Source organism: Dyadobacter sp. BE31 (assembly GCF_031457695.1).
Taxonomy (GTDB): Bacteria; Bacteroidota; Bacteroidia; order Cytophagales; family Spirosomataceae; genus Dyadobacter.
In genome coordinates this window covers 1,641,021-1,665,215 of the sequence record NZ_JAVDXA010000001.1, presented here as the reverse complement: position 1 = coordinate 1,665,215, position 24,195 = coordinate 1,641,021, and the positions used below count along the sequence as shown (strand labels likewise).

Sequence of the window (24,195 nt, the reverse complement as noted above, 5' to 3'; positions counted from 1 at the left end):
TATTCTGCACTTCAGCCTGCCCATTCTGAACCCCGTTGTTTTTGACTTTTGGTGTTGCATCATTCGGCTCACATTTGCTGAGAAATGAAACAATTAAACGCCAGTTAAGTCTAAGTCATGAAATCAGCATCATTATTTGCAGCAATGCTCGGGACCTTGGTCTGTCTGAAAGCAAACGCGCAACAAGCCTCTTTTAAGACCGAGTTCATCGGTAATTCAGGTTACTGGTTTTTGCCAAACGGAGATAAGCCGAAAGAAAAGATCGGTGATAGCAAAGGGTCTTCTATTGTGTACCAGGGCGCAGTGAATATCCCGCTGTCAACCAGACTCAATGAACATAACCGCCCAACCGCATGGGGCGTTGGCCTCAGCGGTGCTTACGCATCCCTGAACAACGAGAAATTCGCGCGCGAGATGGTTTCTGAGATCATGAACCTGCAAGTGGGCATTTATCACCTGCGGCCGCTCAACGAGAAATGGTCTCTCAGGGCCAGTGGAGGTATGGGTGTATTCACCCCATCGACCGATTTCTCAAAAATCAGGTTTAAAAACGTACTCGGAAGTGCCGGTGTTATTTTTATCCGCCATTTGAAACCAAACTTGTCGATTGGTGGCGGTCTGGCGCTGAACAGTTCGCTGGGCTATCCGATGGTATTCCCGGCCGTTTACGTGAACTGGAAACACCATGGGAAGTTCAATGTGAGCGCTGAATTGATTGATGGCCTGGACGTGGCAGCCAGCTACAAGTTGAACAACCATGTAAAACTTTCATGGGCATTAGAAATGAATGGGCAAGTGGCACTACTCGAAAGGGAGGGCAAAGATGTGATATTCTCTCACCAGTACATTGTCACCGGGCTGCGTCCGGAAGTGAAGCTGGGGAAAACCGGGCTCACGGCAACCGCTATGATCGGCCTGAACCTGTACCGCCCGGCTGCGTACAGCGACAGGACTTTAAAGGGGATGTTTGCCTCCAATAATGACTACTACTTTTCCGCATCTCCCTACGCGTCCATTGGCTTAAAATGGGATTTGAAACGATGAAACTCAAAGGCGCATTGGAAGACATCGGTTACAGGAGTGCCTATGGTTTCGCGTATGCATTGAGTCAGGCCCCGATGTCACTGCTGTACGGCATAGCAACCCTGGCCTTCATTTTAGCCTATTATATCCCGGGATACAGGAAAGCGGTGGTAGTTCAAAATGTTGCTCGCTCTTTCCCGGACATGCGGTATGGAGAGGTTATCGGCATTGTCAGGAAATTTTACAGCTGTTTCACCGGCTATCTCGCTGAAATCGTAAAAAGTATTTCGGCACCGGCAGCGGTGCTCGGCAAACGGATGGTTTTTGAGAACGTTGAGCTTATCAGAACGCACCTGAATGCCGGAACGAATGTCATTGTCTGCCTGGGGCACTGCGGTAACTGGGAGATGCTGAATTTGATGCCCTACAAACTTGGCCTGGACATGTATGCCGTGTATAAGCCTCTGCGTTCGCAAACTATGGACAAACTCATGATTAAACTGCGGTCGCGGTTCGGCATGAAGCTTATACCCGACAAGCAGGTGACGCGGCATATCCTCACCAGGAGATCAGCACCAGCCGCGTATTTGTTCCTGGCAGACCAGTGCCCGTCAATCGGGGATGATAAGATGAGGCTGGAACTACTGGGCCAGCCCACCTATGTCATTTCAGGCATGGAAAGGCTGGCCCAGCAGAGCGGCTCGGCGGTGGTGTTCCTGCATGTGACGCAGCTTTCGAAGGGATATTACAAAGTGCGCTGCCTGCCGATATGTTCCCAGGCGCAATGCACGGGCAAGGGAGAGATCACCAGCAAATATGTCTCCTTGCTGGAAAACAATATCCTCGCAGAGCCGTATGGCTGGTTATGGACCCACAAACGATGGAAAAGATAGGAGTGTAGCAACTTGATCCCAATATGAATATGTATCAATATCTTGCTGACGAGTCCTATCAAAACGAGTGCTTTTCTGATATCACAGATGTGAAATCAGATTTTAGCAAGCGCCAGTTTTTTAACTGCGTGTTCCGGCATTGCCGGTTCGAAAGGTCGAATTTCAGCAGCTGTAACTTTATCAATTGCCAATTTACCCGTTGCGAGCTGTATCGTGTCGATGTTCAGCATACCGGCTTTCACAATGCGATTTTCGATGAATGTGCAATCGTTGGTGTAGAATTTTCAAGTTGTAATGCTGCCTTGTTGTCCTTCGCATTCTCTGGGTGCGTTTTGGACTATTCCAGTTTCGCCCGGACGCGCATCGCGACGACCAGATTCGATAACTGCTCCCTGCGCAATGTCAACTTTAACGGAGCCGATCTGACGGGATCTTCCTTTGCCAACTGCGATCTCTCAGCTGCAAGATTTGACAAGTCCATATTGGACGACGCTGATTTTAAATCAGCATATAACTTTACCATAGATCCAAGGCTCAACCGGATTAAAAACGCGTCATTTTCAAGCCATAATATCACAGGGCTTCTGGACAGATTTGATATCCAGGTACATGAGCCTCAGTCATATTGTGAGCAGATCCTGGATGTGCTTATACTGCCAGAATTTTAACAGCATTGATCTAAATATCAGGCTATTATCCGCGTACGGAAACTTTCATATAAGAATAGTAAGCACTAGTGCCTGGTATCATTATATAAAGTTGCGATTAACGTTCTCCACTTGAAATAGTCGGATAGCTCTCCGTTCATGAGAATAACCAACCCTTTTTTCGAGAACGGGTCAAAAAGCATGTAGGTGGATATGCCAGGGCCAAGCCCGCTATGGCTGTACATGGGTGTCTCGGTATTGAGTAAATACATAAACCAGGTATGAAATCCCAAGCTCATATCTTTGGGTGTAAGCGCCTGAACTGCTTTCGCAGGAATGATTTGCCTACCATTAAAATTTCCGTCGTTAGACCAGCAGGCCAAAAAGGTGGCAAGATCCTTCAAAGTACATCTGAGCTGACCCGCCGGATAGTCGGGGTATTTCCCTTGCGGATGTTTGATGAAGGTTTTAAGTGAATCTGAATAGGAATGTGGTGTTGCCAGTTGGGCGTCAGGGAACTGGTGCGGAAACCAGCTTGTCTGGCTCATTCCCAAAGGTTTGAACAGATGTGTTTCGCAGTATCTATCAAATGGTACTTTTGAAATTCTCTCCACCAAATATCCTAACAACGCATAACCTACATTAGAGTATACGAATTGATCGCCTGGCGCTGCATTGATGAAGTTTTTGTTTGAATGAAATTTTTTGCCGCCCGCCATGAGGTATTCTCGCAGGAAGACGTCCAACGGAATATCCGTCTGCTGGTATTTGCTTTCCCAAAATGGCAAAAGATAATCCAGATTATCCGCGATCGAGGAGCGGTGCCGCAGTAACTGCCTGAATGTGATGGAAGCTCGTGGGAACGACGGGTTCAAGACCCGAAACGGTAGAAACCGGTTAATATCGTCATCCAGATTGAAGTAGCCTTTTGCATTAAGTTGCATGATGGCGGCTGCGGTGACTGTTTTTGATATGGAAGCGATATGAAAGACAGTTTCGGCAGTCACAGGTTTTTTCTGATCGATGTCTTGAAAGCCATAATGACGCATCCAGGAAATGTTGCCGTTCTCAATTTTTGCCGCGGCAAGTCCGGGAATATGCAATTCCTTCATCTGCGTTTCGATTAGGGAGTCCACTTCTATCTGGGCCTGTAAGGTGTGACACAGCAAAAGAAACACGCAGAAAAGTACACAATGCTTCATGAAGATTTTTAGAAGTGAGGCGTTGTCAAAAGCTGAAATTTAACTGCGATCAATGCAAACGAAAGTTACAATTCAAAGTATGGCGGTTATGTAAGCTTCCCCGCTATTGAAGAGAATTAATGAATTTCATTAAAGCTAGTTCTTACCGCTAACTTTGGTTATATGGAATTGATCAGCTTTGAAAACATAGTTTTCCTGGACGACAACTTCATTTCCGCGTTTGCCGATAAACCGAAAATTATCTTGCTGATTTTTCAGCTTGGCCTGGTAGTTGTCATCCAGGACGACGTAGTATCCCTGGCGGAAATCTGCATTTCCTTTGATGCGAATCGTATCTGAATTTGACAACCGAATTGTGAACGATTCTGTCAATGGGGCTCCCGACACGTAAAGCGTTATAGACCGAAATTCTTCTGTACAAATCACATCTTGCTGAGGCTGCTGGTCCTCGCAGCCTGATAGCGATATTGCTAAGAACGATATAAGACGTACGATGGAAATTCGAGTACCCATGATGCTATTGGTGTTGTAGATACTTCATAGACATAATTGGGTACTTATCCGTTGGAAATTGCGGAAATACCTTAGGGCAACTGATTATGAGATAGATTTTGTCTATGTCATTGATGATTCAAATCATTCGGTCGTTTTAGTGGTACATCGAATCAAATTGCAGCATATTACAACCATAGAGGTTAAAATGTAATTTGAGATGATTTCTTAATTCTGCTTTGCCAGCTTAATAGTAGTCGGAATATCGTTACCCATATTGTCGTAATCTATTATCATTCGGATTGTTAGGGTGTCGTTGAAAATTTGACCAGAGCCATTATACGAGACATTTTGACCATTGGCCAGGACGCGAGACGACTTAATATTTATCGACCGGTCGCTACTAACTTCAACGCTGTCTAGGGTATATGTATCAGTATAGTCATCAAACTCTCCCAGCAGTGATTCCCAGCGCTCACCTGCATTGATAGTCAATAGGGTATTTGAAATCCTTTTGATTTCATATGAGGTCCAGTATACTTGCTGGGTAGTTCTTTGCACTTCTGTTTTCCAGCTGCCGACATATTGCTGAGTTAGGTCTGGATTGGTTTCCTTTTCTGAGCATGATATCAGGCTGAAAATGAGGAGCACTGCGGCTACAATTTTATTTTTCATTTGTAATGATAGTTTTTTTCGATTGTAACGCTACATCGGAATTACTTTGAAAGATACGAGTGAATTGCTATAAGCACAAAATGGCAGTAGCAACTAAATTGCTACTGCCGGTAAGATGACTTCGTTGTAGTTAGTCTAGTACAATCCGAATCTTTTCAACAGGTTTATTGACTAATTTTGCATGATTTACACGTAGATAGTAGGTCCTGCGTGGAAGGTCCTTTACGTTGATTTCAATTTTGTTGTTGTCTTTGAAGGATTTCCTTCTAAAAAGGTCGACGGGACGGGTGGTTCTCAACGGCTGCTTGACAATCGAGTAAATCGGCTTATCCTTCCATCACAATCTGTTTGGGTATTGCAGCAGATTGCTCGACATTGTTGATATGTTAGTTAGCAGTCTCATAAAATAGCCGTAGCAATGAAAACCTTGACCGCAAATAGGTTCATATCTCGCGAAGAGCTTGTTTCAATTTTAGAAAAAGGACTGTCGCATGAGTACAAATACGAACTCGTCGACGAGAATCAGGAACGGTATGTGCTCGTGAAGAAGAATGCACTTGTTGGTGCCAAGATTTTTAATGTCGCAAACAAAATATCCATTGAGGGTGTGACGCCAACGCTCGGCGGGTATTTGTTCGTCTTTGCCGCTACATTTTACACCGGCATGTTTCTTGGGGTACCACAACCATGGCTCGATTTCGAGAAATCGGTCGGAACCGCGTTAGTGAAGGAATTGCAGTAAGAAATTATACAGCCCAACTCTCCCACGGAATAGCTTTATCGCGTAGTTTTCAATATCCAAGTTGATATTTCATCCAGGGCTGCTGGCGAAAACGTTTGTTTGAGCTTGGCGTACTCTTGCGGAGTGCATTCCTTGCATTCTTGAAAGAAGTGATTTAGGCCTGGCAATTCCTTCGTAATTACTAGATTATTGACATTCTTCAAAGCTCCCGCTATCGCCGTTAAGTTTTCCTTGGGAGTGACTTGCACGTCCTTATTCCCGTTCAACGCTAGAACTGGGCATGTTACCTTCGCGAGTGATGATACGGGATCGTACTTCAAAAAGAATATCCACCAAGGAGTAGTCACCGCCGCAACTTGCTGGCTAACGAATTGTTCTTTTGTAATATTCGCCGGCATTAGTTTCTTCGGATAGTCCTGAAACGCGTTTTCCGCCAACGTACTCAACTTCGCATTCCGCTCTTTGTCATTTACCGAGTTTTGAACGATGTGATAGGCTTCGCGACTTATAGCTTTCGCTCGACTTATCTCCGCCTGAGAAAGCCCCAAAGCCTTCGCAATCAGGCCAATTTGAATGAGTATTATGGAGTCTCCCCTAATTCCCGGAGCCGCTAGTAGCGTAATAAAATCAACGTCCTTCGAACGAGCCGCGACCATTGACGCGATCGTCCCTCCTTCGCTATGGCCAATAAGGCCTATTTTTGTGATATCGATTTCCTTTCTAGTTTTCAGATATTCAACCGCGCTTTCCACATCATCGGCGAAATCCATTGAAGATGCCTTTGCAAAATCACCAGTCGACTTTCCCACCCCTCGATCGTCAAACCTCAGAACTGCTATTCCTTGCTTCGTAAGATGGTCGGCCAATACGAGAAACGGCTTGTGTCCTCCACTTACTTCTTCGTCTCTGTTCTGCGGGCCGCTTCCTGTGATAAGCACGGTTGCTGGATATACGCCAGCCTTTCCGGGCACCGTTAATGTTCCTGCGAGTAGGTTGCCAGTTTTTGAATTCGTAAATACAATATCTTCACTGTAATAGGGATAGGGCTTCGAGGGCTCTTGTGGATGATTACTTCCAGAGGCATTTTCTTTCGAACCGCAGCTATCCTGAAAGATTGCTGCCAAAAGCATGCATGCGGCCAAGAGTCTTCCCCTTATCATTCGCATATGGGATATGTGCTAACTGCTAATGCTGTGAAATAAAATTCAATGACGCTTTGAAACTTAAAAGACGGCAAATCATAACACTTACTTACAAATTCAAAGCTCGTGCAATTCATAACATCTAACAGCTAACGGCGGGCAAGCCGTCGTGTCTCAATCCCTCTAGTCAAACTATGTCTGACAACCCTTTCGCATTCTATGGTCGCATAAGGCGCACGGAATATTGCCTTTCTTACCTTGGATGCTACGCCATACAAGTCGCGTTGCAGTTTCTCCTCGCCGACGCAGAAAAGGGAAGTGTCATTCTATTCCTTTGCCTTATCCCTCTTGTCTGGTTTATATTCGCCCAGGGAGCAAAAAGATGCCATGACATGGGCATAAGCGGATGGTTTCAAATGATCCCGTTATATTTTCTTTGATGTTCGCTCCGGGCCATCCGGATAGGAACAAATATGGGCCAAGCCCGAAGTACGCGGTTGAGCAACCTTCCTGAAATTTTGAACATTCCGTAAGTTCGAAGGATTCCCTGATTGTTGGTGGGTGAGGTCACAAACGTTAATTTATGGAATCATTTAGCCCATTGGTAGTGGAGCAAGCATGTATATGTATGAGTGATGCTTGCTCCACAGATTCTATCACACCTCCTTCAACCGCTCCCTTAACCCCTTCATATCCTCACTAATCTTCACATCCAAGATCTTAGCATAAATCATAGTCTGCTTCAAAGACCGATGGCCCAGCATTTTGGAAACCGTCTCAATCGGCACCTTATTACTCAAGGTCACCGTAGTAGCAAACGTATGTCGAGCAATATGAAAAGTAAGCGTCTTGGAAATCCCGCACAGGTTCGCTATCTCCTTCAAGTAAGCATTCATCTTCTGATTACTCAGCACCGGTAGCACTACACCCTTGTTACAGCACTGCGGATGCTCCTTGTACTTCTCGATAATATCAAGCGCAGTAGGCAATAATGGAATACGTGTAGGCGCATCCGTTTTCTGGCGAGTGGTGTCAATCCAGGGCTCGCCGTCCATGCCGACCACAATATCCGTCGTCTTCAATTGCTTTACATCCACATAAGCAAGTCCCGTATAACAACAGAACAGAAAAATATCCCGCACCTGGCTGATCCTTTCAACTTCAAAAACTTTCTCGGTAAGCCGTTTCAGTTCGTCTCTGGATAGTGGATTTTTAACAACTTCCTTCTTGGTCAGCTTGAAACCCTGAAAAGGATCTTTTTTCAGCCATTTATTATTAACACAGATCAGCACAACCTTTTTCAGATTGCTCATGTACTTAATCGCCGAGTTGTGGTTGCAACCTCGCGCACTACGGAGCCAGAAGTTAAATTCAGTGATGAACTCAAAGTTCAGGTCTTTGATCTCCATATCATCCTTCTTGTACTTCCACTTGATAAAGGAGGCAGTATGCTCCTTAGCGGTCTTGTACCGCTTCAAAGTGAGTGGTGCGAACTCCTGGCCGACCAGGGCTTCCATTTGCTCGTTATGTCGCTCGAAGACTTCAAGAATTGTGCGAGTTTCATTGCTCTTACCGAGCAGAATGTTTTTTAAGCCTTCGGCGGAGATTTCTTTGTCATCCTCGGTAAGAATCTTCTTAGCCTGGTAAACTTTGGCGGTGAGCATGTCCAAATAGGCATTCAGCGTCTTAGCATCTTCCTTGTTCCCGGCTGGTCGTCCGACTGAGGAATTCCACCTTTCGGTGTTCCATAGCTTCTTAGTTGATAGCTCGGCGACCTTGCCGTCGACGGTGATTCTCAGGTAAACGTAGCGGACTGTTCCCTTCTGATTTCTGGCGGGCTTTAAATAGAAAAGCAGGCCGAATGTTTTCTCCAACATAACACAAGCGTTTAAAAGTGGTTAAATATCGAGTTACCACGCTTGCCAGTCAAGATGTCCATGTGGTGAACATGTTGTCTATCAATTTGTTATGCCGTTCCCAGTGAGTCTTTTTCTCAAAGTGAGTGAACTACACGAAAGACTCACTGAAAACATGGGAATTTTTGCATTTTTTGACATAGTCTGAAAAACAAAAATGCCCGCAAATCATTGATTTACAGGCATTTTGTTTGACTTTGAACTTATTTCAAGGGAGGGAGACGGGTCTCGAACCCGCGACCTCTAGAACCACAATCTAGCGCTCTAACCAACTGAGCTACAACCTCCGTTTAAGTTGTTTCGAATGGGCAAAACCCTGCTTCGAGGACACAAAATTAGGAAAAGGTTTGCAGCTTGCAAGAAAATTTTGGAAAATTTTTGCGAACTGCAAAGCCTTTCGCAAGCCGGAGCTTGATTATTTAGCCGCAGTGTACAGTGCGTCAGCAGCTTTCCAATCTACAACGTTCCAGTAGGCGTCGATATAGTCGGGGCGCTTGTTTTGATATTTCAGGTAATATGCGTGCTCCCACACATCGAGACCGATCACCGGAGTGCCTTTTACTTCCGCGATGTCCATCAATGGGTTGTCCTGGTTAGGAGTTGAAGTGATGGCGATTTCTCCGCCTTCTTTCACGATCAGCCATGCCCACCCTGAGCCGAAACGGCCGATTGACGCTTTTTTGAATTCGTCTTTGAATGCCTGGAATGAACCGAATTTCGCGGTGATGGCTTTGCCTAGTTCACCGGTTGGTTCGCCGCCGCCGGTTGACGACAATGATTTCCAGAAAAAAGTGTGGTTCCAGTGACCGCCGCCATTGTTGCGTACAGGAGCCGGAGCTTTGCTGATGCCAGCCAAAAGTTCTTCTATGGTTTTGCCTTCCAGCTCAGTGCCTGCTACTGCTGCATTCAGGTTGGTAACATATGCCTGGTGGTGACGGTCGTGATGTATCTCCATGGTCAATGCGTCGAAGTGCGGCTCCAAAGCATTGTTTGCGTAAGGTAAGGGATCCAGTGTAAATGCCATTTTCAGTGTAGTTTAATGATTAATAAAATTGTTTTACCAGATAGGCTAACAGCAGAATGGCGCTTTATGTTCTTAACTCCCTGAAAAATTTGAGTAGTAACTGCTGGGATTCTATCGCCATTATGCCGGTTACAAGCTTGGTTTTCGGGTGTAGCAACGGTTGCCCGATCCTCGAAAATCCCCGCTTCTCGTCCGTCGCGCCCACAACCACCCGCTTTACCTGCGTCCAGTAGAGCGCGCCCGCGCACATCACGCAAGGTTCCAGCGTCACGTACAGCGTGCAATCGGTGAGGTATTTGGAGCCCAGGTGGTCGGCGGCGGCGGTGATGGCAATCATTTCGGCGTGGGCGGTTACGTCGTTGAGCCGCTCGGTCTGGTTATATCCCCTTCCTATAATCCTGTCCTTGGCGACGACAATTGCGCCCACGGGGATCTCGCCTTCTTCGTATGCCTTATGGGCGAGCGCGAGGGCTTCTTCCATAAAGTAGTGATCGGTAATGTCTGCCTGTATGTCCATATGCCGGTAAAGAAAACGGGACATCCATTGCATTGCAACAAATGTCCCGTGGTATTTTATTAAATCAATGATCAGGGCTTCATTACACGCTGAACGGTGCTCAGATTTCCATTCTGAATGCGCAGCAGGTAAAGTCCGGAAGGATAGTTAGCGAAGTCCACCTCTGTTTTTTGTTGTTTGATAACCTGTGTCGAGCGCGGGCGACCGTTGAGGTCTACTACTTCGATTTTCGCTTGTTTGGGCGAAATGGTGCCGGTTACTTCCACGGTGCATTTGCCGTTGATCACCGTCGGGTATACCTTCGCCCAATCTGCCGGAGCAGGCGGCTCCACGCCCAGGATGGGGTCAACCTGTACTCTCGCTGTACCCACACCCGTACCGACGCCGCAGCCGTTGGTCACTTTGGTGATCGCGTAGGTTGTCGTCGTTTTCGGCGCCAGTTTGAAATTGAATGGCGTTGCATTTGCGGTGATCAGCGTGTCTTTTGTTCCGTTGTTCAATGTGATTGTCCATGGCGCTTTTCCGGTGATGTCGGCTTTCAGGTTGGCGGACTCACCTACAAGAATGGTTTGTGTTCCTGTCAAAGTAGCCACCGGCAGCGGGCTTACATTGATCGTGATGGAGCTCACGCTTCCTTTTACGGTGAAATCGGGATTAGTACCCGAGCTGATAACCCTCACAAAATAGGTCCCTCCTTTGGTAGTGTCCGGGAATGTAGCCGAAACGGAGTTCGCTGTGGCTGTCGACGCAATCGTATAGAACTTGGCATCGACATTTTCTTTCGCTACCTGCAATTTAAAGGTATTGCCGGCAGGGAAATCACCCGACTGCTGGAATGGCACCGTAAATGCTTTGCTCGCGCAGATTTCCGACACGGACGGACTTCCCGAATTGATGGTCGGTACTTTTACGGTAACAACCGCCAGACCGTTGATAGTCCCCTTACCACAAGCATTGGAAACTTCGGTGAGAAGGTAGCTCGTGGTGGTGCTTGGCTTAACCTGCACCTGGTGGTCGGCCTGATCGGTCGTGTCGGTCAAGCCGCTCGACAAGATGTAAATCCACGGTCCGTCGCCGGTAAATTTGATATTGATCGTCGCTGTTTGTCCAAGGTCGATGGTCGGGTTACCCGAAATTGTCGCCGAAGGCAGCGATTTGATATGGATCTTAATCTCTTCTTTCGGGCTTTCGCAGCCATTAGAGCCGGTTTGGGTCACGTAGAAAGAGTAATCCTGAACCTTCTCTGTAAACGGTGTAAATGGAACTCCCTGGAAGTCGGTATCATTTGCTCCACGGTACCATTTGAGGATCGTTCCGGTTGCATCCAGTACCGGTGCCACTTCATTCTGGCAGTATTCGAGGTATGTTTTGGTTGCAGGTTTTGGAGTCGTGTTTACCTTAACGTCAATCTTCGCACGATCGCCAGCGCAACCTGCCAGTGTTTGTCCCACATAGTAGGAAGTAGTTCCACCCTCGGCAGTTGACGGGGTTGGCGCATTGGGGCTCGCAGAACCGCCGGAAGCGTTGGTGCCGTACCAGTCCAAAGTTGCATTAGCAGATGGCGTAGCTTCAAGCGGCTTTGCAGCGATAAACTGGCAATATTCGATCAGAGACTGGGAGATGCCTGGCAGGCCTGGAAGAGGCTTCACGAGGATTTTTTGTGAAACACGAGTGGTGCTTTCACAACCTTTGGCGCTCGACTGAGTTACATAATAAATTGTTTCTTTCGCTTCTTTCAGGTTAATCGTAGGTGCAGTTGTGTTGGCATTTCCACCGGTGGCGGCCGTATACCATTTCAAAGTGTTACCTGCGGATGCCTGTGTCGGGAAAGTGTAGTTTTTGTCCGAGCGCTCCTGGCAGAGTGCTTCCGAAAACGGGGCTAATGCTGCGGGAGTAGCATTGACAGTCACATCCAGCTTTGCACGCGGGCTCTCGCAGGTAAGGGTTCCGTAGGTGTTGGACTGGGTAACATAATAGGAAGTCGTCCCGGCAGTTGTCGCGGTCGGAGTCGGAGCTGTGGTTGTTCCGGTACCGCCGGTTGGCCCGTTGTACCATTTATAAACGGCGCCCGAAGGAGTCAACGGAAGAGGCTTCGCACCAACGCAATAATCCAATGGAGTAACGGCAGGTGCCGCTGGGGTATCTTTAATTACTACTTCAATTTTTGCACGTGGGCCTTCACATAGTCCTGCGGAGGTCTGGCTCACATAATAGTTTGTCGTTCCGACAGCCGTAGTAACCGGTACGGGGGCACCATCCAATGCAGTGCCGCCGCTTGAGGTGGTATACCATTTGAGGCCGGTACCGTTCGCCGTCAGAGCAGCTGGCGAGGAGTTCTGGCAAAGGTTTACGCTTGCGGTTACGGTAGGGGCAGTCGAAAAGTTCTTCACGACAACGGCCACTTCCTTTCTTTGTACGCTTTCGCATCCATTTACTGTCTGCGAAACATAGTATCGTGTTGTTCCTACGGCAGTGGTGATAGGTGTCGGAGCGGTGGTTGTTCCGGTACCGCCGCTGGATGACATATACCATTTCAGGCCGGAACCGGTGGCAGTCAGAGGTGTGGCGGTTTCATTCAAACAGTATTCAACCGGCGATGTAGCGGTTGGAGCAGGTGTTTCACGAATAGTTACTTTAATTTCCGCCTTCGCGCTTTCGCAGCCGGGAGGAACTCTTTGAGTAACAAAATAACTTGTAACACCTGCTGAGGCACTGGAGGGCTTCGGTGCTGACGCAAGAGCCGTTCCGTCGCTGTTATACCATTTCAAGTTTGTGCCGGTTGCAGTTAACGGCGTAGTCGGGCCATTGAGACAGAACTCTACGTCGGCAACACCTGGCTTCGCCGAAGGCGTACATGCGGTAACTACGACATCAATTTTAGCGCGTTCGCTTTCGCATCCGCTTACAGTCTGGCTTACATAATACGAGGTGGTTCCAACCGCATCTGTTTCAGGTACGGTAGCATCGGGGGATGCTGTTCCGCCGGTTGCATTGGGCCCGTACCAGTTGTGTGTTGCTCCACTCAGGAATGTTGCCTGTAATGGGGTAGCAGTTGTATTAACCACATAGTTAACGGGTGTTACTACCGTTGGTTTCGCTGGTGGGGGACATGCGGTAACTACAACGTCGATTTTGGCACGCTCACTTTCGCAGCCATCAACAGTTTGGCTTACGTAATAAGAAGTGGTTCCAACCGCATTTGTGGACGGTGTCGGGGCGGCGGGAGAGGCAGTACCTCCCGTGGCACTAGTTCCATACCAGTTTCTTGTCGCCCCCGAAACAACCGTTGCCTGCAATGGAGTTGCAGTCTGGTTTGTCACATAATTTACAGGGCTCACTACTGTCGGTTTCGCAACGGGCGGACAGGTTACTACCACGTCAATTTTGGCGCGCGGGCTTTCACAAGCGCCAGGCTTCTGAGATACCCAATAGCTCGTTGTTCCCGGAGTTGTAGTTATTGGTGTTGGGGCAGTTGCCGAACCGGTTCCGCCGGTAGCATCGTTATACCAAAGTAAACCAGTGTTTGGGGTTGCAGACAATGCGGTGGCGGTGGCACCCTTCGTATAATTTACCGGTGTAACCACAGTCGGTGCAGCCGGCACAGCATTCACAGTCAATGCATCACTCGGTGATCCTGTAACTTGTAGCACCAACGCAATCCTCGAAATAACCCTGATTTTATAAGCCGCACCGGCAGTTGTTCCGCCTGGTATTGTTGCGGTGATGGGCGAAGTTTTTGCCGAGCCGATTTCTGTGGGAGTTAAGCCAAATGCTCCCGCCGCATCCGATAATTGTGCGATAAAGTCTGTATTGGCTGCGGGGGTACCGGTGAAAGTAAATGCAACGCTGACATCGCTCCCTGCACAAACGGAGGTTGGCGTTACGGCCCCCGTGGTAATCGTAGTTTGTCCGAATGAAGCTGCCAGGCAGAATAGCGTGGCGAAAATGGTAAGGAAACTCTCTTTAATAAATGTTCTTTTCATGTATCTGTCTAAATATCTTTCCGCTAACCTTTTGACTGGTAAAGTTAGAGATATTTTTCAAATACGCTGAAGGTGATTTAAGGAAGCTGGCTTTTCCGTTGAATCAACGAACTGTACACTACATCCTGGATTTTCCGCCGTGTACGCTGGGTTGTAATAGCCGTATTTTCCGCATCAGGGTTCACCCGGTTGGATAGGAACACAAACACGAGGTCTTCCTCCGGATCCACCCACACCATGGTGCCCGTGAAGCCGGTATGGCCGAACGAGTTAACAGAAGCTTGCGGCGACACGTAGGAACTGTTGCCGTCCGCCGGTGCCTTGTCCCAGCCCAGTCCGCGGTGGTGCGACTCGTCATACATCCGCGAGAAGAATGGTACAGTTGCCTGCTCGTAATAGCGTTTTCCGGCGTAATTGCCCTTCCAGAGATTCATTTGAAGTAAAACGGCGAGCTCGCGGGCGGTACCGAAAAGGCCGGCATGGCCCGAAACACCGCCTACAATTGCGGCCATCTGATCGTGCACCGTTCCTTGCAGAAGCTGTCCGCGGAAGCGGTAATCCTGTTCGGTAGGTGCAATTTGTTTTTCAGGAAAACGGCGCAGCGGGTTGAAGCCCAGGTAAGGCAATCCCAGCGGCTCGTAAATATTGGCGGCCACAAAAATATCCAGCGGCTGCCCGGTAACTCTTTCTACGATTTTTTGCAGCGTCAAAAAGCCGAGGTCGCTGTACAAATAGCCATAATTGCCGGCCCGGTCGCGACGGTTGTTCATGGGCGATTCTACTACCCATTTCCAGACAGAATCGCGCAATGCGCCTTTGGCAAACAGCTTCGGCGCCACTTGCAAATAGTAAGCAGTATCCTGCTTCGAACTGTAATATTCGGGCAAAAGTCCCCCGGCGCTGGTTTTGGTCCTGTCCCAAAGCGATGGGTAGAACGAGATCAGGCCTGAGCGGTGCAGCAGCAGGTCACGAACGGTGAAGTTCTGTTTGGAAGTACCCGCCAGTTCCGGCAGGTATTTGGATGCTTTTTCGTCCAGGCTGATCTGCTTCCGGTCATAAAGCAGCATTACAGCCTGCAATGTAGCCGAAACCTTCGTGAGCGAAGCCAGGTCGTAGATCGTCTCAGGCGTAACGCGGTCGTTGGTGCGATAGCTCAGCCCGCCGAATTGTTTTTCATAAATGATCTTGCCCTGTCGGGCCACGAGTACCTCACAGCCGGGAAAAACATGGTCATTCACTGCCGCGGTGGCGATTTCATCGATTTTTTTAAGGGAAATACCATCCATGCCTACGCTCTCCGGTGTGCCGAATGCAATGCGGTTAATGGAAGTAGTGTTCACGCCGGTGCCTGTCTTGTAATCCAGTACCGACACCGGTAGGCGGCCTTTCGAGCTCAATGCGCCGAAAATAATCTGCGGTACGATCTCCTGTTGATCCTTTCCGTCCTGGTTAGCGCAGATCAGCACATCGGTCGTTGGAAAGTACTGAATCGCGTAAGGCGTTCCGAACAGACAAAGAATCACTTTTTTATTCTGCTGTTTGAGCTGGTTTACAAAATCAACCATACCCGTGGTCACGCCGTAATTCCGGCCCGGCTTAGAGCTGATGCCGTGAATGTCGACGATAATCGTATTGTAAGGTTCCAGGTAACCCAGCATTTCGGTGATCTGCTCCTGCGTCGACGGCCCGTCGTAAAACGAGTAGTTTCGCATGGGTTTATAGATCGAAAGCATTTTCTGGAATGCCGTGCTGCTGCCTTCTCCAATGCTGACGGACGCCATATTGTTGTCTATTACCGAGCCGATCGGGAGCAGGTTATTGTCGTTTTTCACGACGGTCACTGCTGCTTCGCACAACTCGCGGTACAGCTCCTTGCTCTTCTCGCTATTCAGGTCGGAATAGAGGTTGTTGATGTCAATAGGCTGGTACTTGCTCAATCCGGCCCAGTATTTCGCCTGCAAAATACGTTTGACCTTATCGTCGATGATCTTCTCGCTGATTTGTTTCGAGTTAATGGCGTCCTTAATGCGCGCCACCGTCTCGGCAATGCTCTCTGGGTAAAGCAACACGTCGTTGCCTGCTACCAGTGCTTTGAGGTTCACATCGGCAGGTTTGCCGTTTTTGAGCACACCACGCATATTCATGGCATCGGTAAATACCAGTCCGCGGAAACCAAGGTCTTTGCGCAGCAGGCCATTTACGACCTTGTCCGAAAGCGAGCTGGCCTGATTAGGCGTGTTATCCAATGCGGGAATGTACAAATGGGCATTCAGAACGCCCATAAGGCTATCCGCGATCATCTCGCGGTAAGGATAAAGATCCGTGTTATTGAGTTGCTCCAATGAATGCGTCAGCACCGGTAATGTGAAATGCGAATCCGCATCGGTGTCACCGTGGCCGGGGAAATGCTTGGCGGTGGCGATAATGCGGTTGTGCTGCAAGCCCTTCATATATGCGATCGACTTCCGGGCAACATTCTCCTTGTCCTCGCCGAACGAACGTATACCAATCACCGGATTGGCCGCATTGCTGTTCACATCCGAAACCGGCGCGAAGTTGATCTGAATGCCGAGACGTTTGCATTGGCGCGCGATATCATCGCCCATGCGGTAAATCAGCTGATCGTTTTGGATCGAGCCGAGTACCATTTGTTTCGGGAAGGAAATCGTGCTGTCGAGACGCATACCAAGGCCCCATTCACCGTCTATACCGATGAAAAGCGGGATATTCGAATGCGATTGGTAACGGTTGGTAAGTTGGGCTTGTCCCACCGGGCCGCCCTGAAAGAATATCAGGCCGCCGATCTGGTAATCGTTGATCAGCTTATCAATGTATTTGTAATGGGATTCGTCGCGGTTCGAGAAAGTAGCCACCATGAAAAGCTGGCCGATTTTCTGCTCGATGCTCAGGGATTGAAGGGTGCTGTCCACCCATTGGTTTTCAGGGAGAACAATGACCGGGTCGCGGTGTTTTTTAGGGGCTTTGTGCTTTGCTTCCGGAACGGCAGCAGGTACAGGTTTGACGGCCACTGTTTTGACCGTCATCATTTTCCACGCCACAGAAGCCATGGAGGTGAGCACTACCAGCGCCACTACGATCACTGCAACACGAAACCGGCCGAACCACCAATTTTTCATACCTGAAAACACTGACTTAACGAGGGAATGTTAGGTTTTACAACTTCAACAACTGATTATCAAAAGTTACAATAATAACAATTTTCCGGCGCTTTGAGTCCTGCAAAATATCGTTTTAATGCAATTCTAATATTTGCCTGGCCGAATATCGTCTTGGTAATTACTGTCGGTACATCAAACTTGCTGCGTGAGCTTTTTGAAAATATCTTCCAATGAACCGCCCGTTTCGCGCAGTGCCTGCAACGAGCTGTCGCTTACTACTTTTCCTTTGTTAATGATGATTACCCGGTCGCACAATGCTTCCACTTCCTGCATGATGTGCGTGGAGAACAGCACTGTTTTGTCCTTGCCGGCCGTGCGGATCACCTCGCGGATTTCCTGGATCTGGTTGGGATCGAGGCCGGTTGTCGGCTCGTCGAGGATCAGCACATCCGGATTGTGCAAAAATGATTGCGCTAATCCCACCCGTTGCCGGTAACCTTTTGAGAGTTGTCCGATCTTCTTCCTGCGCTCCGGTTCCAGCCCGCACATCGCGATCACTTCATCGACCCTTGTATTCAGTGCAGCACCGCCCATTCCGTACAGTTTTCCCGAAAAAAGCAGGAATTCGGTCACGTACGTATCCAGGTACAGCGGGTTGTGCTCGGGCAGGTAGCCAATGGCCCTGCGCGCAGGCATTGGCTGCTGCATCACATCGAAATCCGAAACTTTGGCCACACCTTCGGTAGGTTTGAGGTAACCTGTCAGGATCTTCATCGTAGTGGATTTCCCTGCTCCATTGGGACCGAGAAAACCTACGATTTCGCCTTTTTTGAGGGTAAATGAAATCCCGTCGACCGCGCGCTGCGTTCCGTATACCTTCGTCAGATTGGTGACTTCGATCATGTACTAATTTCGAATGAGTGAATAAAGAAGTCAGGAATTGTCATGTATGGTCATGTGTTGTTTCTTTTATCCTGGCATAATGGGCTATTCCTGACCACTCCTGACTAGACCTGACCCAATGACTATTCCTGACCACCCATGACTACACCTGACTATTCCTGACCATTCAAGACTTCCGTCAGACTTTCAGGAATAATTTATTTTTGTAAAGTAAATACATAAACGCCCATTGTACTGCGATAAATGCAATTACTTCACCCACCATTTCCACCGAATGCGGGAAATAGCTGAGCAGGCCGCCGAACAATGCACGGGCCGTATAGCCGAAGTCGATAAACCGGCCGACCATGTATATCACAATCGAATTCATGCCTATTACCACGAAAAACAGCGTCCATTTGCGGTAATTGAGCACATCCACTATCCAGTAGAACAACGCCAGCAGCAACGTGCTGAACCCGCCTGCGCAAAGCACGAACGAACTGGTCCACAGGTTTTTGTTAATCGGGAAAAAGTAATCCCAAACAAGGCACAGCAGCAGGCTGACGACCCCTGCAAAAACCAGGTAGGTAACTTTGCTTTTCTGAGAAATGATTTCGCCGCTGGTCCGCAGCAGCTCACCGGCGAAGATGCCCATTAGTCCGGTTGCAATGGCGGGGATCGTCGATACGAGCCCTTCCGGATCGTGAATGGTGAGGTGCAGGCGACCGGGGATCAGCATTTTGTCGATATAGCTCGCCGGGTTGCAATCGATGGTGAGCATGCCGGCACCGCAGCCCGGCACAGGATAGAACATCATGAACAGGTAATAGCCGATCAGCAGTCCGCCGAACCAGATCCAGCGTGCGCGGTAGCCGAAATAGAGGTAAATGATCTGCGCGAACATGCCCGCGAGCCCGATGCGCGCGAGCACGCTCGGGTAGCGCATCTGCGACCATTCCGTTTCGAAAAGGCCGTTGTTATAAATGATCCCTAAAATCACCAGGATAATGCCGCGCTGGATCACCTTACGGATCAGCTGCGACGGCGGTACACCTTTTTCGAGGCGGCTTCCGAGCGAGAAAGGCGTCGAAACACCGGCCATGAAGAGGAATGTGGGAAAAATAAGATCGTAAGCCCGGAAACCGTTCCATTCGGGGTGGGTAAACTGGTGAGCCAGGAATATCGCCCACGACCAGCCGGTCGCTTTGGCGAGCACATGGAAAATCTCTTCGCCACCCGAAATCCAGAACATATCAAAACCACGCAACGTATCCAGGGACAATAACCTTTGTGAAGGAGCACTATCTTTCATCTGACAAAACAGGGTGTAGGGAAATAAAATTTGGAAAATAGAATGGAGTTTGAAATAAAACCAATAGCAACTACTGTAAAGATTGCAAAAAATACCATTCGTGCTTCTGGCAAAAACTATATTTATTTGAATAAGTCTATAAGTCTCGCGGATAATGAAAAATGGGAGTGATATATGATGGTATACACAACTACCGTTATAAGCTTCGAATTTTTAACCCATCATCACCCCATGAAAAGAATCCTGACGCTGATTTTCGCTTTCGGTCTGCTGCTCGGCAGCCTTGTAACTTCCAACTCATTCGCACAAAGCCGCCGCGGTGGCGACCGCAGCGGTGGCGACCGCCGCGGTGACGACCGCCGCAGCGACGTCAGGCGGAGTGATGATTTCCAAGACGATGAGGCTGTCACCAACAGTAAGCTCAACAACCGGCGCCTCGAAAAGAACATGGACAAGTACGCCGACCAGCTTCAACTCACGAAGCGTCAGCAGAAACAGCTCAAAAAGATCGACCGCCGTTACGCGCGAATGGAAAGAAAAATGAAACGTCGAGGCGAGAACAAACGCAGTGACCGCCGGCGCCTGGCCGAAGAAAAGCGCATTGAAATCATTGAAGTACTAACACCCGAGCAACAGCAGACGCTGGAAGCACTATCGAAAAAGGGGCGGTTTAGTTTTGATCAGTTGTTTGGAAGATAGGACTCAGGATACCGTCAAATCGTAATAATTTGGGATTCAAATCCAGAATAATCATAATATTTTTGGATTTGAATCTTTAAATATTAGGAATGCCGGTTACTTAACGATCATTCCTGACCACCCTTGACCATTCCTGACAACTCTTGACCATCTCTGACCACACCTGACCATCCCTGACAACTCTTGACCATCTCTGACCACACCTGACCCCATCACTTCAACCCCTCCAACCAAGCCTCAACCGTCGGTCCGGACAAATCGAACAACAGCCCCGGCAGAATGCCAACCAGAATGGTAAGGATCACCAGCGGTACAAGCATGAACTTTTCGCGGCGGGTGAGGTCGGTAAGGACTTGAGTGGTGGCGTTTTTGTACCAGAACGAGCTGAAAAACATGCGTTGATAGGTCCACAGGAAATAGCCGGCAGCGAGGACGATACCTAATGTGGATAATGCGGGAATCCATACAGGCAGCGCATCGGACTGGAATGCACCCATCAGCGTGAACAATTCTCCGACGAAGCCCGAGAAGCCCGGTAGGCCAAGCGAAGCGAAGAATGCAATACCCGTGACGACGGTATATTGCGGCATCACGGTGATCAGGCCGCGGTAATGGTCGATGCGGCGGTCGTGGGTGCGGTCGTAAAGTACGCCGGTGAGCAAGAACAGCATTGCCGACAATATACCGTGGCTAACCATTTGGTAAATGGCTCCATTGAAGCCCTCGGGCGTGAATGCAGCGATCCCGAGCAACACGAAGCCCATGTGCGAAACCGAAGAGTAGGCGATCATTTTTTTCAGGTCGCTTTGGCCCAATGCATTGAAACCGCCGTAAACGATCGAGATCATACCGAGAATGGCGAGTGGGATGGCGCTGTACAGGGCTTCGGCGGGGAAGAAGCCGTCGACGATCCGGATGAATCCGTAACCCCCGATTTTCAGCAAGATACCTGCTAGCACGACGGATATGGGCGTAGGCGCTTCCACGTGCGCGTCGGGGAGCCACGTATGCACGGGCACGACGGGCAGTTTCACCGCGAAACCGATAAACAGGAACCAGAATGCGAGCAAACGTACCGGAATATCGGCAATGAAAAATTCCGATGCAGCATTCAGGATCGAGCCGGGAATATAATTGCCGGGATCGGCCAGGTAGGAGAAACGGAACGTGTGAATAAGTTGCTCCGGCGCGATCTTTCCATCAAAAAGCCATTGCTGGATCTGCGGGATCATGTCGGGGTGCACCGCGTCTTCGGGTCCGATGAGACCTACTGTACGTGCGGTTTCGACCGGATCGATCACCGAAAGGTAGAGGCCGATCATGACGATCAGGATCAGCAATGAGCCGAGGAATGTGTAGATAAAGAATTTCAATGCAGCATATTCACGCCGCGGGCCGCCCCAGAGGCCGATGAGGAAGTACATCGGCAAGAGCATGAATTCGAAGAACAGGTAAAACAGGAAGAAGTCCTGCGCGAGAAAACAGCCCATGACGCTCCCGCTGAGCAGCAGGTACAGGCTAAAATACGCCCTCGATTTGTGGTTGACATTCCAGGAACTGATAACACCCACCAGTAATACGACCACCGCCAGCAGCACCAGCGGAAAGCTGATACCGTCCACAGCCAGGGCATAATCAATGGAAACAACTCCTAATGAACCGATCGGGAGCGTGATCCAATCGCGTACTTCCGAAAGTTGCAGCGCAGCATCCTGACTACTAAATGACAAATACGATACCGCAACAACCACTACTTCCAACAGCAATGCAACCAGCGCGATAAGCCGGAAATTATGCTGGCTGTTGACCGGCCAGAATGCGACGGCGGCGGCGCCCAGTAATGGTATGGCAATTAAGAAGGTGAGTATATGATCAATCATCAAGCATTAGTTTAACCGGCGGGGCTGCATTACATCGCAACCAGCCACAATATCAACAAAAAGACGCCCATTATCGTCACGATGTAGTACGACTGTATCCGTCCGCTCTGCATATTCCGCGCGGCTTGTCCTGCTGAGCGGATGGAGAAAACGGTCAGATTTACGGCGCCGTCGACGAACATCCTGTCTATCCAGGCAATAAAGTGTCCGAACACCAGGCTGCCTTTGGCAACCAGATCGACGAGGGCGTCGACAATATTTTTTTCGAAGGCTTTGAGATACTTCGCAATCAACTCGAAGGGAATGAGGAAATATTGCTCGTTGGAATAGCCGCGCAGCCAGTTGAGCGGGCTCTGTGCAGGCTCGCCGGCTGGTATAGGATCATTCACTTTAAATGGGTTAGCAGTGATGGATTCGCGGTAAGCCATGAAAATCGAAACGAATGTAACGGCACTCGCTACAAACGGTACCCAAATCAAATGCTCCCCGTGCTCCTTGCCGATCCAATGCAGGAACCAGCCCTCGGCATTGAATGGATTGATCGAAAACCAGAAAAACAGCGACAGTGCCGAAAGCAGCGCCATAGGCAGCCACATCGCTATCGGCGACTCGTGCGGGTGCACGCTCGCGGGGAATCGTTTTTCTCCAAAGAATACCAGCCAAACCTGACGTGTCATGTAAAATGCCGTTAACCCGGCCGATGCAATGACCAGTATTGGAAATACGTAGCCCAACGCGCCAAATTCCGAAGCCCAAAGGAAACCTTCTGTGATAATGGCATCTTTGGAAAGAAAGCCGGAAAAGAATGGTAACCCGGCCAAAGCCGCCGCACAGATCACGTAGCAAATGAATGTGATAGGCAATGCCTTGCGCAAACCGCCCATGGTCCGCATATCCTGCGGGTCATAATCAGGCATTTCATTGCCCGGCGTTACCGCATGGATCACCGAACCGGCCGAAAGGAACAAGCCTGCTTTGAAGAAAGCGTGTGTCGCCAGATGGAACAAGGCCGTTTGCCAGCTTCCAAAACCGACAGCCATCACCATCAGGCCCAATTGCGACATCGTCGAATAGGCGAGAACTTTCTTGATATCCCAGCCTCTTAGTGCTTTCACAGCGCCGGTAACCATGGTAATGGCACCTATGATGAGGATAACTAGCCGCGCATCAACAGTGAGCAGAAAGGATATTCTTGCCAATAGAAAAATACCTGCGGCGACCATCGTTGCCGCGTGGATCAATGCCGAAACGGGGGTAGGACCCTCCATCGCATCGGGCAACCAGCTCGAAAGCGGGAATTGGGCCGATTTTCCTACACAACCACCAAAAAGACAAATGCCGATGGCGGTCAGAATACCAGGCGGAATAGTTCCGATTTCAAGCGAAAGCACTTCAAAGTCCGTAGAACCGATATAGTAGAAGAGCATTAATATACCCGTCAAGAAGGCGGCGTCACCGATGCGGTTGAGTACAAATGCCTTTTGCGCCGCCCAAACGGGTCTTTTTTTAGTATACCAAAAACCAATCAGCAGGTAAGACGACAGCCCGACCAACTCCCAGAAAATATACATAACCAGCAAACTGCCCGACAGCACAATGCCAAGCATAGAGAAAAGGAAGAGCTGAATGAATGCGAAATAGCGGTTCACATTCCGGTCGTCATGCATGTACGCAGTCGAAAACAGCTGCACGAGCAACGCCACGAAATGCACGATCACGAGCATCATCGCCGACAGCGAATCAAAGCGAAAGGAAAGATCAATAGAATGGCTGCCGATGGTGAGCCAGTGAAATCGAATGTAATGGTCGGCTCCCGGATCGGCGGACATCAGGCTGACCAACAGTCCCGCTGCGGTAACCAATACCCCGATCCAGCCTGCGAATTTATTTAGACTTTTTCCACCAATCCACAGCAACAAAAAGCACGAAAACGGCAAGCCCAACAGCAAATAAGCAGGTAAGTGGAATGCGGTGTCGGGCATAAGTGCGGGAATGCGTTTAATTTCGGCAAATATCCTGAATTCGTGGCCGAATTCAAACAATG

Annotated in this window: 19 protein-coding genes and 1 tRNA gene; 7 read left to right on the top strand and 13 right to left on the bottom strand. The window is 49.1% G+C overall.

Annotated features, from left to right (window positions below):
* Positions 1-117: 117 nt before the first annotated feature.
* Genes J2Y43_RS06945 through J2Y43_RS33550 form a run of 3 tightly spaced genes read left to right on the top strand, consistent with a single transcriptional unit; the run spans position 118 to position 2,584 of the window.
* Complete coding sequence (locus J2Y43_RS06945; protein ID WP_309980657.1) at positions 118-1,044, top strand: DUF6268 family outer membrane beta-barrel protein; 927 nt, start codon at positions 118-120, stop codon at positions 1,042-1,044.
* Positions 1,041-1,916, top strand: a complete 876-nt coding sequence (locus tag J2Y43_RS06940; RefSeq protein WP_309980658.1) for a lysophospholipid acyltransferase family protein — start codon at positions 1,041-1,043, stop codon at positions 1,914-1,916. Before J2Y43_RS06945 ends, J2Y43_RS06940 begins: the two co-directional genes overlap by 4 nt.
* A 23-nt stretch (positions 1,917-1,939) precedes the next feature.
* Positions 1,940-2,584, top strand: coding sequence for a pentapeptide repeat-containing protein (locus J2Y43_RS33550; RefSeq protein ID WP_310330792.1), 645 nt, complete (start codon positions 1,940-1,942; stop codon positions 2,582-2,584).
* Positions 2,585-2,649: 65 nt separating this feature from the next.
* On the opposite strand, the gene J2Y43_RS06930 is transcribed toward J2Y43_RS33550, so the two are convergent.
* The gene (locus J2Y43_RS06930) at positions 2,650-3,765 is read right to left on the bottom strand and encodes a serine hydrolase domain-containing protein (protein WP_309980660.1); all 1,116 of its coding nucleotides are present in this window, start codon (positions 3,763-3,765) and stop codon (positions 2,650-2,652) included.
* Between the two features lie 162 nt (positions 3,766-3,927).
* Here J2Y43_RS06930 and J2Y43_RS06925 point away from each other — a divergent pair, with 162 nt between their 5' ends.
* Complete coding sequence (locus J2Y43_RS06925; protein WP_309980661.1) at positions 3,928-4,104, top strand: hypothetical protein; 177 nt, start codon at positions 3,928-3,930, stop codon at positions 4,102-4,104.
* A gap of 381 nt (positions 4,105-4,485) precedes the next feature.
* Here the strand turns inward: J2Y43_RS06925 and J2Y43_RS06920 are convergent, their stop codons facing one another.
* Positions 4,486-4,932, bottom strand: a complete 447-nt coding sequence (locus tag J2Y43_RS06920) for a hypothetical protein (RefSeq protein ID WP_309980662.1) — start codon at positions 4,930-4,932, stop codon at positions 4,486-4,488.
* A gap of 418 nt (positions 4,933-5,350) precedes the next feature.
* Between J2Y43_RS06920 and J2Y43_RS06915 the strand changes: the two genes are divergently transcribed.
* Positions 5,351-5,674, top strand: coding sequence for a hypothetical protein (locus tag J2Y43_RS06915; protein WP_309980663.1), 324 nt, complete (start codon positions 5,351-5,353; stop codon positions 5,672-5,674).
* 35 nt (positions 5,675-5,709) lie between these two features.
* Here J2Y43_RS06915 and J2Y43_RS06910 read toward each other — a convergent pair whose 3' ends face one another.
* The gene (locus J2Y43_RS06910) at positions 5,710-6,804 is read right to left on the bottom strand and encodes an alpha/beta hydrolase (protein ID WP_309980664.1); all 1,095 of its coding nucleotides are present in this window, start codon (positions 6,802-6,804) and stop codon (positions 5,710-5,712) included.
* Positions 6,805-7,010: 206 nt separating this feature from the next.
* On the opposite strand from J2Y43_RS06910, the gene J2Y43_RS33545 reads away from it, so the two are divergent.
* On the top strand, positions 7,011-7,256 hold the full coding sequence (locus J2Y43_RS33545) for a DUF805 domain-containing protein (protein WP_409014378.1): 246 nt from the start codon (positions 7,011-7,013) through the stop codon (positions 7,254-7,256).
* 216 nt (positions 7,257-7,472) lie between these two features.
* On the opposite strand, the gene J2Y43_RS06905 is transcribed toward J2Y43_RS33545, so the two are convergent.
* The 8 genes from J2Y43_RS06905 to J2Y43_RS06870 form a co-directional block, all read right to left on the bottom strand.
* On the bottom strand, positions 7,473-8,693 hold the full coding sequence (locus tag J2Y43_RS06905; RefSeq protein WP_309980665.1) for a site-specific integrase: 1,221 nt from the start codon (positions 8,691-8,693) through the stop codon (positions 7,473-7,475).
* A gap of 251 nt (positions 8,694-8,944) precedes the next feature.
* Positions 8,945-9,020 (bottom strand) — tRNA-His (locus J2Y43_RS06900).
* Between the two features lie 127 nt (positions 9,021-9,147).
* Positions 9,148-9,756, bottom strand: coding sequence for a superoxide dismutase (locus tag J2Y43_RS06895; RefSeq protein ID WP_309980666.1), 609 nt, complete (start codon positions 9,754-9,756; stop codon positions 9,148-9,150).
* 64 nt (positions 9,757-9,820) lie between these two features.
* Positions 9,821-10,273: a nucleoside deaminase gene (locus J2Y43_RS06890; RefSeq protein ID WP_309980667.1), complete on the bottom strand. Its 453-nt coding sequence runs from the start codon at positions 10,271-10,273 to the stop codon at positions 9,821-9,823.
* Positions 10,274-10,344: 71 nt separating this feature from the next.
* The gene (locus J2Y43_RS06885; protein WP_309980668.1) at positions 10,345-14,256 is read right to left on the bottom strand and encodes a T9SS type A sorting domain-containing protein; all 3,912 of its coding nucleotides are present in this window, start codon (positions 14,254-14,256) and stop codon (positions 10,345-10,347) included.
* Between the two features lie 77 nt (positions 14,257-14,333).
* Entirely contained in the window at positions 14,334-17,393 is a 3,060-nt protein-coding gene (locus J2Y43_RS06880; protein WP_309980669.1) for a glycoside hydrolase family 3 N-terminal domain-containing protein, read from the bottom strand.
* Positions 17,394-17,567: 174 nt separating this feature from the next.
* Complete coding sequence (locus J2Y43_RS06875; protein WP_309980670.1) at positions 17,568-18,278, bottom strand: ATP-binding cassette domain-containing protein; 711 nt, start codon at positions 18,276-18,278, stop codon at positions 17,568-17,570.
* Between the two features lie 178 nt (positions 18,279-18,456).
* Positions 18,457-19,572, bottom strand: a complete 1,116-nt coding sequence (locus J2Y43_RS06870; protein ID WP_309980671.1) for a DUF5009 domain-containing protein — start codon at positions 19,570-19,572, stop codon at positions 18,457-18,459.
* 231 nt (positions 19,573-19,803) lie between these two features.
* On the opposite strand from J2Y43_RS06870, the gene J2Y43_RS06865 reads away from it, so the two are divergent.
* A complete protein-coding gene (locus tag J2Y43_RS06865) occupies positions 19,804-20,271 on the top strand; it encodes a hypothetical protein (RefSeq protein WP_309980672.1) in 468 nt (155 codons plus the stop codon).
* Between the two features lie 212 nt (positions 20,272-20,483).
* On the opposite strand, the gene J2Y43_RS06860 is transcribed toward J2Y43_RS06865, so the two are convergent.
* Together J2Y43_RS06860 and nuoL are read right to left on the bottom strand one after the other, a co-directional pair.
* The gene (locus J2Y43_RS06860; RefSeq protein ID WP_309980673.1) at positions 20,484-22,151 is read right to left on the bottom strand and encodes an NADH-quinone oxidoreductase subunit M; all 1,668 of its coding nucleotides are present in this window, start codon (positions 22,149-22,151) and stop codon (positions 20,484-20,486) included.
* A gap of 29 nt (positions 22,152-22,180) precedes the next feature.
* Positions 22,181-24,133: an NADH-quinone oxidoreductase subunit L gene (gene nuoL / locus J2Y43_RS06855; RefSeq protein WP_309980674.1), complete on the bottom strand. Its 1,953-nt coding sequence runs from the start codon at positions 24,131-24,133 to the stop codon at positions 22,181-22,183.
* Positions 24,134-24,195: the final 62 nt, after the last annotated feature.

Coding starts and splice junctions, on each gene's coding strand:
- J2Y43_RS06945 (WP_309980657.1), top strand. CDS start 118: ATGAAATCAGCATCATTATTTGCAGCAATGCTCGGGACCTTGGTCTGT.
- J2Y43_RS06940 (WP_309980658.1), top strand. CDS start 1,041: ATGAAACTCAAAGGCGCATTGGAAGACATCGGTTACAGGAGTGCCTAT.
- J2Y43_RS33550 (WP_310330792.1), top strand. CDS start 1,940: ATGAATATGTATCAATATCTTGCTGACGAGTCCTATCAAAACGAGTGC.
- J2Y43_RS06930 (WP_309980660.1), bottom strand. CDS start 3,765: ATGAAGCATTGTGTACTTTTCTGCGTGTTTCTTTTGCTGTGTCACACC.
- J2Y43_RS06925 (WP_309980661.1), top strand. CDS start 3,928: ATGGAATTGATCAGCTTTGAAAACATAGTTTTCCTGGACGACAACTTC.
- J2Y43_RS06920 (WP_309980662.1), bottom strand. CDS start 4,932: ATGAAAAATAAAATTGTAGCCGCAGTGCTCCTCATTTTCAGCCTGATA.
- J2Y43_RS06915 (WP_309980663.1), top strand. CDS start 5,351: ATGAAAACCTTGACCGCAAATAGGTTCATATCTCGCGAAGAGCTTGTT.
- J2Y43_RS06910 (WP_309980664.1), bottom strand. CDS start 6,804: ATGCTTTTGGCAGCAATCTTTCAGGATAGCTGCGGTTCGAAAGAAAAT.
- J2Y43_RS33545 (WP_409014378.1), top strand. CDS start 7,011: ATGTCTGACAACCCTTTCGCATTCTATGGTCGCATAAGGCGCACGGAA.
- J2Y43_RS06905 (WP_309980665.1), bottom strand. CDS start 8,693: ATGTTGGAGAAAACATTCGGCCTGCTTTTCTATTTAAAGCCCGCCAGA.
- J2Y43_RS06895 (WP_309980666.1), bottom strand. CDS start 9,756: ATGGCATTTACACTGGATCCCTTACCTTACGCAAACAATGCTTTGGAG.
- J2Y43_RS06890 (WP_309980667.1), bottom strand. CDS start 10,273: ATGGACATACAGGCAGACATTACCGATCACTACTTTATGGAAGAAGCC.
- J2Y43_RS06885 (WP_309980668.1), bottom strand. CDS start 14,256: ATGAAAAGAACATTTATTAAAGAGAGTTTCCTTACCATTTTCGCCACG.
- J2Y43_RS06880 (WP_309980669.1), bottom strand. CDS start 17,393: ATGAAAAATTGGTGGTTCGGCCGGTTTCGTGTTGCAGTGATCGTAGTG.
- J2Y43_RS06875 (WP_309980670.1), bottom strand. CDS start 18,278: ATGATCGAAGTCACCAATCTGACGAAGGTATACGGAACGCAGCGCGCG.
- J2Y43_RS06870 (WP_309980671.1), bottom strand. CDS start 19,572: ATGAAAGATAGTGCTCCTTCACAAAGGTTATTGTCCCTGGATACGTTG.
- J2Y43_RS06865 (WP_309980672.1), top strand. CDS start 19,804: ATGAAAAGAATCCTGACGCTGATTTTCGCTTTCGGTCTGCTGCTCGGC.
- J2Y43_RS06860 (WP_309980673.1), bottom strand. CDS start 22,151: ATGATTGATCATATACTCACCTTCTTAATTGCCATACCATTACTGGGC.
- nuoL (WP_309980674.1), bottom strand. CDS start 24,133: ATGCCCGACACCGCATTCCACTTACCTGCTTATTTGCTGTTGGGCTTG.